General features: G+C 63.1%; 8 protein-coding genes. 6 read left to right on the plus strand and 2 right to left on the minus strand.

What is annotated here, in order from left to right:
* Positions 1 to 511: 511 nt before the first annotated feature.
* The 5 genes from ACFQ24_RS08855 to ACFQ24_RS08875 all read left to right on the plus strand — a co-directional run bounded on the left by ACFQ24_RS08855 (position 512) and on the right by ACFQ24_RS08875 (position 5,899).
* Positions 512 to 1,429, plus strand: coding sequence for a hydrogen peroxide-inducible genes activator (locus ACFQ24_RS08855; protein WP_380910412.1), 918 nt, complete (start codon positions 512 to 514; stop codon positions 1,427 to 1,429).
* 162 nt (positions 1,430 to 1,591) lie between these two features.
* Positions 1,592 to 2,137 carry a DUF1269 domain-containing protein gene (locus ACFQ24_RS08860; protein WP_380910414.1) on the plus strand — a complete coding sequence of 182 codons (546 nt, stop codon included), beginning with the start codon at positions 1,592 to 1,594 and terminating at the stop codon, positions 2,135 to 2,137.
* Between the two features lie 67 nt (positions 2,138 to 2,204).
* Positions 2,205 to 3,047 carry a universal stress protein gene (locus ACFQ24_RS08865; RefSeq protein WP_380910416.1) on the plus strand — a complete coding sequence of 281 codons (843 nt, stop codon included), beginning with the start codon at positions 2,205 to 2,207 and terminating at the stop codon, positions 3,045 to 3,047.
* A gap of 26 nt (positions 3,048 to 3,073) precedes the next feature.
* Positions 3,074 to 5,569 carry an NAD-dependent epimerase/dehydratase family protein gene (locus ACFQ24_RS08870; RefSeq protein WP_380910418.1) on the plus strand — a complete coding sequence of 832 codons (2,496 nt, stop codon included), beginning with the start codon at positions 3,074 to 3,076 and terminating at the stop codon, positions 5,567 to 5,569.
* Positions 5,570 to 5,626: 57 nt separating this feature from the next.
* On the plus strand, positions 5,627 to 5,899 hold the full coding sequence (locus ACFQ24_RS08875) for a hypothetical protein (protein ID WP_380910420.1): 273 nt from the start codon (positions 5,627 to 5,629) through the stop codon (positions 5,897 to 5,899).
* Positions 5,900 to 5,970: 71 nt separating this feature from the next.
* On the opposite strand, the gene ACFQ24_RS08880 is transcribed toward ACFQ24_RS08875, so the two are convergent.
* Positions 5,971 to 8,940 (minus strand): Tn3 family transposase, encoded by a 2,970-nt coding sequence (locus tag ACFQ24_RS08880; protein WP_380910422.1) that lies wholly within the window; start codon positions 8,938 to 8,940, stop codon positions 5,971 to 5,973.
* A 140-nt stretch (positions 8,941 to 9,080) separates the two neighbouring features.
* Here ACFQ24_RS08880 and ACFQ24_RS08885 point away from each other — a divergent pair, with 140 nt between their 5' ends.
* Positions 9,081 to 9,650: a recombinase family protein gene (locus tag ACFQ24_RS08885; RefSeq protein WP_011607925.1), complete on the plus strand. Its 570-nt coding sequence runs from the start codon at positions 9,081 to 9,083 to the stop codon at positions 9,648 to 9,650.
* Positions 9,651 to 9,773: 123 nt separating this feature from the next.
* Here the strand turns inward: ACFQ24_RS08885 and ACFQ24_RS08890 are convergent.
* Positions 9,774 to 9,866: integrase catalytic subunit (locus tag ACFQ24_RS08890; RefSeq protein ID WP_380910425.1), on the minus strand; the 93-nt coding region annotated here is incomplete at its 5' end.

Genomic DNA, 9,866 nt, shown 5'->3' on the forward strand with positions numbered 1-9,866 from the left:
CGCCCGCCCGATTGGCATCTAGGCCGCACGTTGGCGCTTAACGACTTTGTTTCGGCGCTCCACGGTCAAGCTGCGAACTTCCGCCATCCCGCTGGGCGCGATAGCCACAGCGTATTGAGGCCCGTCTTGGCATTATGCGACGTAGAGAGGGGCGCCGCCCCGGTCAGGCTGACCAATGTCCTTCACGACCCCTTGGCAAGCGTCACCGTCACGGATCGCTCGAATGAGTACGACGTGGCGTAGTCGGTTGGGCAAGTCGACACCTTCTGTTGAGTCTGCGTGTACCCACTGGGCTATGACCCCGCCTCCGTTGCGACAGATGTCGCGTTGTTGGTGTCAGCCGCTTCGCAGCCGACCAATAGAAGGGCGCTGGCGAGCATAATGGATGAACGGATGTACATCGCTTCTCCTTCTCAATCTCCGAATCGAGCGCCTTAGCTATGATACTAGAGGGCCTGCGCCCAATCGGAATGGTTGCCCACAGGCTATAGGCTATGATTATATCGCTGTCATGCCAACACTTCGCCAACTTGAGTATCTCGTGACGATTGCGGACACGCAGTCGTTCGTGGAAGCCGCGCGAATCACCAACGTGTCGCAGCCGACGCTCAGCCAGCAGGTCAGGGCGCTCGAAGATCGTTTGGGCGTCAGGCTGCTCGATCGTGGAACCGCCGGTGCCGTACTGACACCGGTCGGGCGTAGCATCGTGGTCACGGCGCGACGTATGCTGAGCGACGCGCGCGACATCATTGGTCTGGCGTCCAGCTCCGCCAATAGTCTGACCGGCACGCTGAAGCTCGGCACCACACCGACTCTGGGCCCTTATCTGCTGTCGCCGATCATCGCCGAGCTTCACCGCATAGCGCCGGGTCTCAGACTACATGTCCGCGAAGGCATCCCCGACGATCAGGCGCTCGAATTGGCGCGCGGCAACATCGACGTCGTACTCGGCCCTATGCCGATTGCAGGCGAGGGGCTGACCATCGAGCCTCTGTTCCGAGAACCTCTGCATCTCGTGGCGGCGCGGGACCACACGCTTGCTAGTGGAAAGGAGGTTGCGCCCGAAGCGCTTGCCGGCTGTCCCCTCTTGACGCTCGATCCGCGCCACCATTTCGCACGGCAAGCAGCCGAGATCGCAGATGCCTATGCCATGAAGATGGCGCCGGACTATTACGGCACAAGCCTCGATAGCCTACACCAGATGGTGGCGAGCGGTCTTGGTCTGAGTGTGCTCCCGAGCCTCTACCTTCGGTCAGACGTTGGAGGATCGGCGGGCCTCGTCACGCTCAGCGTCCATGGATGGCGCCGGCATCGCTCGATTGCGATGGCGTGGCGGAAGCACTCGCCGGTGGATGCGGCGTTCCGGCTGATCGCTGAACACGTGCAGAACTGCGCACGGCAGATCCTGGATCCTATAGCCTCGGCCTAACGCGCGGGCGCCAATCTTTCTATTTTCCGCAGGACCGGACCGGACTTACCTTTTCTCCAAGGCTGAACCGCTGCCGCCTGTGAGCCTGCTGAGCAGGTTCACTTCGGCACGGCCAAGCCAGCCGCGTGCGGCGGCTCGATCAACTTTTGGAGGAGAATGAACATGTCTGAATTGCTGGTCGTCGGCTTCGACAAGCAAACCGACGCCGACCGCGTGCTGAGTGACCTCAACAAGCTACGCCGCGAGTATCTGATCGACCTCGCTGACGCGGTGGTCGCGATCCGCGATCCCGATGGCAAGGTTCACATCAAGCAGTCGATCAGCATGGTTGGGCATGGCGCCAGCTACGGCGCGCTGTCCGGCGCACTTTGGGGTACGCTGATCGGCCTGCTGTTCCTCAATCCGCTCGCAGGGCTGGCCCTCGGCAGTGCGGTGGGCGCGGGCACCGGCGCGCTCTCGGGCAGCCTCGTGGACTACGGCATCGACGATGATTTCATCCGCGAGATCGGCGACACGCTGACACCCGAAAGCTCGGCTTTGTTCCTGCTGATCCGCAAGGTGCAGCCCGAGAAGGTTCTGGCCGAACTCGAAGGGTATAGCGGCCGCATCCTGCGCTCCTCGCTCTCCCCCGAGGACGAGGCCAAGCTGCAGGCCGTGCTGATCAAGGAACAGACCGCCACGCCGTCATCGGAACCCATCGCGGCGTGAGCCATCGCACCGCGCTGCCCGCGAGGGTGGAGTGGACGCCTTCATGAAGCATCGAAAGGAAGCAATAATGCGCAGCATTCTCCTGCCGCTCAGCAACGAGCGGCAAGACCGCCAAGCCTTGGCGGTCGGCACTCAACTCGCAGACTTCTTCGGCGGGCACCTCACCGCGCTCCTGCCGCTCACCGACTTTGCGTCCCTGCCCGTGCCGCACCATCCGCTGCTCGTGGGCTGGGACGGGCTGGTGGCGGAGAGCCACGCTTTCGCCGAGCGGCGTGAAGCCGAGGTGCGCAGACTGCTTCGCGAATTGCAGTTGCTGCCTGAGCCGGGCGGGAAGGAACGACCCGATTTCACCTTCCAAGCCGTCTACGGAAATGATGATGCTCTTGTCATGGACGCGGCGCTCACCCACGATCTGGTGGTCTTCGCGCGGGCGGACGCAAAGGGCGACGACGAAGGCGTTCCGGTCAGCCCATTGCTGAAATGCACGATCGAGTCCGCTGGCCGGCCGGTGCTGATCACGACCGGCAAATTGGCGCTCGATTGGACGCGGACCGCAGCGATCGCTTGGAACGGCAGCCTTGAAGCGGCGCATGCCGTGACGGCGGCGCTCCCCCTCCTCCGCAGGGCGGAAGCGGTTCACATCGTGACATTCCCCACCACCCGAACCGATTCCGCGCGCGCGCAGCAGCTGGTCGACTACCTTGCTCGTCACGGAATCAAGGCTACGCCGCGCATCAAGGATGCAGAAGCGCCGGTCGGGGAAGCGTTGCTGGAAGCAGTCGAGAACCTCTCCGCAACCTTTCTGGTGATGGGCGGGTACACCCATTCTCGGCTGCGCCAGACGCTATTCGGCGGCGTCACCCACCATATTCTGGAAGAAGCCAGGTTGCCAGTGTTCATGGCGCGCTAGCGCCTTCGGTGGATCGAGGAGGCGATATGTCCCTAACCGCAAGAAAACATGATCGAGCTGGTAAAGATACTCCCATTGTCATCGTCACCGGTGCGTCTGGGAACCTCGGTCGAGCCATCTCGTCCGCTCTCTCGCGTGAATACCGGGTGGTAGGTCTTGATCGCACCGCCGCTGAAGTTCCGTTCCCGACATTCGCGACCGACTTCTCCAACGCCGCGGCCGTTGAGCTGGCGCTGGTGAAGTTTCGTGAACGCTATGGATCGCGGATCGCCAGCGTGGTGCATCTGGCAGCATACTTCGACCAGTCGGGGCAGGATCACCCGCTCTACGAGTCGGTCAACGTGGAGGGCACACGCCACCTGCTGCGCGCCCTCCAGGCGTTCGAAGTCGATCAGTTCGTCTATGCGAGCACGCTGCTCGTCCATGCGCCCTGCAAGCCGGGCGAGCGGATCACCGAGGATCAGCCGTTCGATCCGGCGTACGCCTATCCGCAGTCGAAGCTCGCGGCCGAGCGCGTGGTCGAGCAGGAGTGTGGTCGCATCCCCTTTGTTACGCTGCGCCTCGCTGGCGTCTATGATCGCGATCATCTGATTCCGACGCTGGCACAACAGATTGCCCGCATCCACCAGCGCGATCTGCAGGGCTATTTCTACGCCGGATCGCCGCTGACTGGTCAATCGATGCTGCACAAGGACGACTTGGCCGATGCGGTGCACCGGGCGGTTGATCGACGTGCCACGCTGCCACCGGACGCTATCATGCTGATCGGGGAAGCGGACCCACTGAGTTACGACACGCTGCAGGATGAGATCGGCTACCTGATCCACGGCGTCGAGGACTGGCCAACGCTGCGCGTGCCAAAGCCTTTGGCGGCAGCAGGAGTATGGGGGCTGGAGCGGCTCGAACCGCTGATCCCTGACGCTATCGATCGCGGGGAGAAGCCCTTCATTCGCCCGTACATGGCGATGATGGGCGACCACCACTACGCCCTCGATATTTGGCGCGCCAAAACGCTGCTCGGCTGGGAGCCGAAGCGTCGGCTGAAGGACGAACTGCCCGAGATGGTCGCCGCGCTCCGCCGGGATCCCGTGGGTTGGTATCAGCGACACGACATCACACCCCCCGATTGGCTGCTCTCGGCGAAGGAGGCGGGGCACGAGCCCGACACCTTGCACGCCGGCTATGTCCGCGCACGGCGAGAAGAGCATGGCCGCTTCCGGTGGGCGCACTTCGTCAATGTCGCGCTCGGCACCTGGCTCATCACCTCACCGCCGCTGATCGGCGTCACCGACCCGCGCATGATCGCAAGCGACATGACAGCGGGCGCGCTTGTCATCGCGCTCGCACTCGCGTCGATGGCGTGGCGGGCGACTTGGGCACGCTGGGCCACGGGAGCGGTCGGTATCTGGCTGCTCTTCGCCCCGTTGATCTTCTGGACGACGTCCGGCGCTGCCTATCTAAACGACACGCTGGTCGGCACGCTGGTGATCGGTTTCGCTCTTGCACTCCCGCCCGAGCCAGGCCCCTCCCCTGCAGCGGCCATGACCGGACCCGACGTCCCGCCTGGCTGGACCTACAATCCGTCTGCCTGGACACAGCGCCTGCCGATCATCGCGCTGGCGCTCGTGGGGCTTTACGTCTCGCGCTACCTCGCCGCCTATCAGCTCGGCCAGATCGACGGTGTCTGGGAGCCGTTCTTCGCCGGCAGTGCCGCCGACCCGCAGAACGGCACGGAGGAGATCATCACCTCACCCGTGGCCGAAGCTTGGCCGATTTCCGATGGGGGCCTGGGCGGCATCACCTACATTCTGGAGATCCTGACGGGCGTCATCGGGTTGAAAGCGCGTTGGCGAACCATGCCTTGGCTCGTGATCCTCTTTGGTCTCCTCATCGTGCCGCTGTCGGTCACCTCAATCAGTTTCGTCATCATCCAACCGCTCGTGATCGGCACTTGGGGCACGCTGACTCTCATCGGTGCCGCGGCGATGCTGCTTCAGATCCCGTTCGCCGTGGACGAGCTGATCGCATCGCTCCAGTTTGTGCGACGCCGCGCGCAGGCCGGTCGCAACTGGCTGCGGGTGCTGCTGATGGGCGACACCGATAACGGCGATGATAAGGACACGGGCGACACGTTCGACCGTCCGCTGGGGCCGATCGTCCGCGACAGCGTGACTGGCGGCGTCAGCCTGCCGCCAACACTTGCGCTCAGTGCCCTGATCGGCACGTGGCTGCTCTTCACCCGGCTGACTCTCGGCAGCACGGAGTCGATGGCCAACTCCGACCACGTGATCGGCTTCCTGGTCCTGACGACGGTGTCAATCGCCGCGGCGGAAGCGACCCGGGTGGTGCGCTTCCTCAACATGGCGTTCGGCGCGGCGCTGATCGCGCTACCCTTCTGGTACGGCGCGCCAATAGCCGGGCTCATCAACGGCCTCGGATGCGGTGTCGCCCTCATACTGTTGAGCTGGCCCCGTGGCGCCATTCTCCAGCGCTACGGCAAGTGGGACCGCCTGATCGTCTGAGAGGATCGTGGCCCTGCCAGCGGGGCAGGGCCACGCTTGTCACCAGAGGAGCATCTAATGAACAGCCTTGTTCTGCGACTGGTCAAACATCGAATGCCGACACGCGAACTCGTTCGCGAGCGAAGCAGGCTCGCTCCCGACTTCAATCGTATCGTCGCTTTGCGGTCGAAACGGCTGAAGGTGAAGCTTGCCGTTATGCGCCATTTGCCGCGCTCGGGCATGGCACTGAAGCTAGCCCGTCAGATCGTCGCAGAGATCGGCGGACGCACTAAGCACAAGCCGGGTCGCAATAAACCGGCTGATGACAGCATCGGGGCGCCACCGTGCTGATCGTCAGCTTCATGAGGGCATAGCGTGGAAGGTACGCTAAACAACGCTAAGGGAGAATAACCGAGGAACGCTTAGGCGGCGCGGCTGTCCGGCGGAAGATTGAGGGCCTTGCGGCCAGCGGAAGCGGCGGCTCGATCCCAGAGGAAATCGCCGGAAAAGGCAATATGCTCCCAGCCAACCGGCGACGTATGGACAAGCAGATCATCGGGGACCGGGGCCGCTGCCGATCGCAGATGCTGGGCGGCGTCGGCCATGTAGATCGTGTTCCAATAGGCGATCGCCGCGATGACTAGGTTGAGGCCTGATGCCCGATATTGTTGAGCTTCATGGCTGCGGTCGATGATGCGGCCCTGGCGGAAGGTGTAGATCGCTTGCGTCAGGGCATGGCGCTGCTCGCTGTTGTTAAGGCCGGCATGGCATCGCCGGCGCAGATCGGGATTTTCAAGCCAGTCCAGCATGAACAGGGTCCGTTCGATCTTGCCGATCTCCTGTAGTGCGACGTCGAGCTGGTTCTGCCGTTCGTAGGCGGCGAGCTTTCGCAGCATGACCGACGGCGCGACGTGGCCAGCCTTGATCGACCCCACGAGGCGCAGCACGTCGTCCCATTGTTCATTGATGATGTCGGTGCGGATACGCTTGCCCAACAACGGGGCGATGGACGGATAGGCCGAAACCGGCGCGATCGGCGCAAGCCGCCTGTCCGGAAAGTCGCGCAGGCGCGGGCAGAAGCGAAATCCCAGCATCGCGCACAGGGCGAAGACATGATCGGTCGCTCCGCCGGTGTCGGTGTAATGCTCGACGATCCTGAGATCGGTGCCATGGCTGATGAGGCCGTCGAGGACATAGGGCGCTTCATGCGTGGCGGCCGAGATCACATTGACGTGGTAGGGCCCGCGCTGATCGGAAACATGGGTGTAGAAGCTGAAGCCATGATCGACGCCATAGCGGGCGTTGATGTCGCCGCCCGATGCGCCGCGCTTCGCGCCCCTGAAGAACTGACCATCGGAACTGGACGTTGTGCCGTCGCCCCATACCCGCGAGAATGGCAGGCGGTGGTGCGCGTTGATGAGGACGGCGAGCGCCGCGCGGTAGCTCTCGTCGCGGATATAGGCGTCATGGGTCCATAGGAGTTGATCGCGCGTGACGCCCTGGCTCGCGGCGGCCATGCGCGACAGGCCGAGATTGGTGGCGTCGGCGAGGATCGTGGCGAGCAGCGCATTTTCATTGGGACATAGCTCGCCGGTGCGCAGGTTGGTGAACGCCGAAAGAAAGCCAGTTTCCTGCGCCACCTCATGTAGCAGTTCGGTGATACGGATGCGTGGCATCATCGCATCGAGCCGGTCGGCCAGGGCTTCGGCGTCGGGCGTTGCGATCGTGCGAACGGGGGATATCTGGAGGCGGCCGTCGCGGTATCGCACACCCTCCAGAGCGTCGCGCTTCAGGCTCCGGGCGAATTTCTTCAGCCGCCAGTCCAGTTCGCGGCCCCGCTGTTCGAGCCATTCGCCGGCTGTGGGTGGCAGACCAAGAGCCGACACGATCGGCTTGGCCTTCGGTTCGCTTAGCAGGTAGCTGTCGAACTGGCGGTATCCCGTCGATCGTTCCACCCAGACATCACCGGAGCGCAGCTTGTTGCGTAGATGCGCGATAGTCGCGATTTCCCAGAGCCGCCGATTGATCTTGCCGTCATCGCCCATGACGATTTTCTGCCATTCCTTGCGGAAGGGCATCGGAGCGTCGGCAGGCAGATCGCGCTTGCCCGACCTATTGAGGTCGCGCAGCATCTCGATAGCGGCAATCGTTTTCGCGCTGCCCTTTCCGGCCCTGAACTGTAGCGCTTCAAGCAGATCAGGGGCGAACTTGCGCAACGTCGCATAGCGGTCGGCCGCGACCCTCAGCGGATCAAGATTGGCGGTTTCCGCGATCGTCGCCACTTCCGGTCTGGCCTTCAGGAGGGTGTGCCATCCTACTGAGGCATCCAGGACCTCCATAGGATCTTCGCCAGTATCGACTGCATCGGTGAGCGCGTCGATCGTCCTGCGGAAGATCAGCATCAGCCGGGCCACGTTCTTCGACGTGGCGGCATAGCTGCGCGCCTGGGCGTTCTTCGCGCGGGTGAAGATGCCGCCGATCAGCTTGTCCGCCATCTCCAGGGCGCTGTCCGTCAGCCGTTCTTCAAGATCGAGCAGGAAGGCAACGAGCGTGGCGCGTCGCCGGGAGGGAATATAGCGCTCGATCATATAGGCAGGCGACGCACGGCCTTCCCTGACATATTGCCGAAATCGGTCCGCGTGGATGCGGCCCGCGACGTCGGGGGAAATGCCGATCTTCCGCACCTGCCTCAGACGGTCGAGGATCTGGCGGACGTGATCGGGCTTGGCCGCGACGGGGATGGTCTTAAGCAAGGCGAGATGGCTCATGCCGCCGGCGGCGTCGAAGAGCTGATCGAGGGCCTGGACCTGTTCGGCGCTGAGATCGGCGATCAGGGCGTGGGCGGCCTGCTTGCGCGCGCGGGCACGTCCCGCGCTGCTGGCGCGTTCGATGGTGGAGATGGACGGCAGCAAAATCCGGGCCTCGCGCAGGGCGGTGACCACGCCCATCGCAATCGTCATCCCCTTGTCGGTCGCCCATGCCGTTCTCGCGGCCGCCTCGACCATGAAGGGAATATCGGCGCGGGTTGGCCCCCGAAGCCCCAAACGCGCCGCCAGCTCACGGACATGATCCGTCATTGTCTGATCCCGCGCCGCATAGTTGGCCAGCTCGGTTACGTGCAGACCAAGTTGCTCCGCGACGAAAGCGGCGAGATCATGGGGTATTGCTCCCCTGTCCTGTATCAACTGCGCAAGGGTGATGCCCGGGTGCCGCAGGAGCGCGAGTTGCAGCGCCACGCCCAACTGGTTCCGTCGCTCCCGTCGCGCGCCGATGATCTCGATATCGGAAGGCTCGAAGGTATAGAGCCGGGCCAAATGGTCGCGATCGGTCGGGATGGCGAGTATCTGATCGCGTTCGCTCTCGGTCAGGAGTTGATGCTTGCGCTTCGTCATGCCGTTTCCTGTCCACAAAAGGTCATCTGGGCCTATGGACAGCGAGGAGTAAAGAGACATAGTATGTGGACGGATATGGGTGGGGCGCAGCGGCTGCCCTCCATAGCGTCCACAGAACGACCGTTTGGGAGACGTGCGGCATGGGTGATATTCTGGGCTATGCCCGCGTCAGCACCGGCGATCAGGACGTTGCGGGCCAGACCATGCGTCTGGAGAAGGCTGGCGCCATCAAAATCTTCACCGATGTCATTTCAGGTAAGAGCATGGAACGGCCCGGTCTGGCTGAGCTAATCGCCTATGCCCGCAAGGGTGACACGCTGGCGGTGGTCCGCCTCGATCGGCTTGGGCGCTCGCTTGCCGAACTTCTCACCACGGTTGAGACGCTACGCGGTCAGGGCATCGCGCTCCTGAGCCTTGAAGAAAAGATCGACACTTCGTCAGCTGCCGGCGAGCTCATCTTCCATGTGTTTGGGGCCATCGCCCATTTTGAGCGACGGCTGATTTCTGAGCGAACCAGAGATGGTATTGCCGCCGCCCGTGCTAAGGGCAAACAGCCTGGCCGTCAGCCGCTGGACATGTCCAAAGTGGATGCGGCCATCAAGCTGGTCGAAGCTCGTATCTCGCCTACCGAAGCAGCGCGGCAACTCGGCATCGGCCGATCGACCATTTATCGCGAAATGCGTAGGATGGGAATCGAACGGCCCGCCTGATTAAGCGCCCGTCCGTTCGCATCGAGCGTTCGCCATGCGTTCTCGCTTAGCGTTGTTTAGCGTACTTTCCACGCTATGCCCTCTTCATATGATCTGCCCCCACCGAGTGGACCGATTGGTTTGTTAGTGGATTAAGCCCATCGCCGCCATATTCGGACGGAGGTGGAGCGAAGCGGAACCGGAGGCCGGATATGGCGGTGTCGCCGTTTCCGGTGC

It is taken from the genome of Sphingobium olei, assembly GCF_042678845.1.
Taxonomy (GTDB): domain Bacteria; phylum Pseudomonadota; class Alphaproteobacteria; order Sphingomonadales; family Sphingomonadaceae; genus Sphingobium; species Sphingobium olei.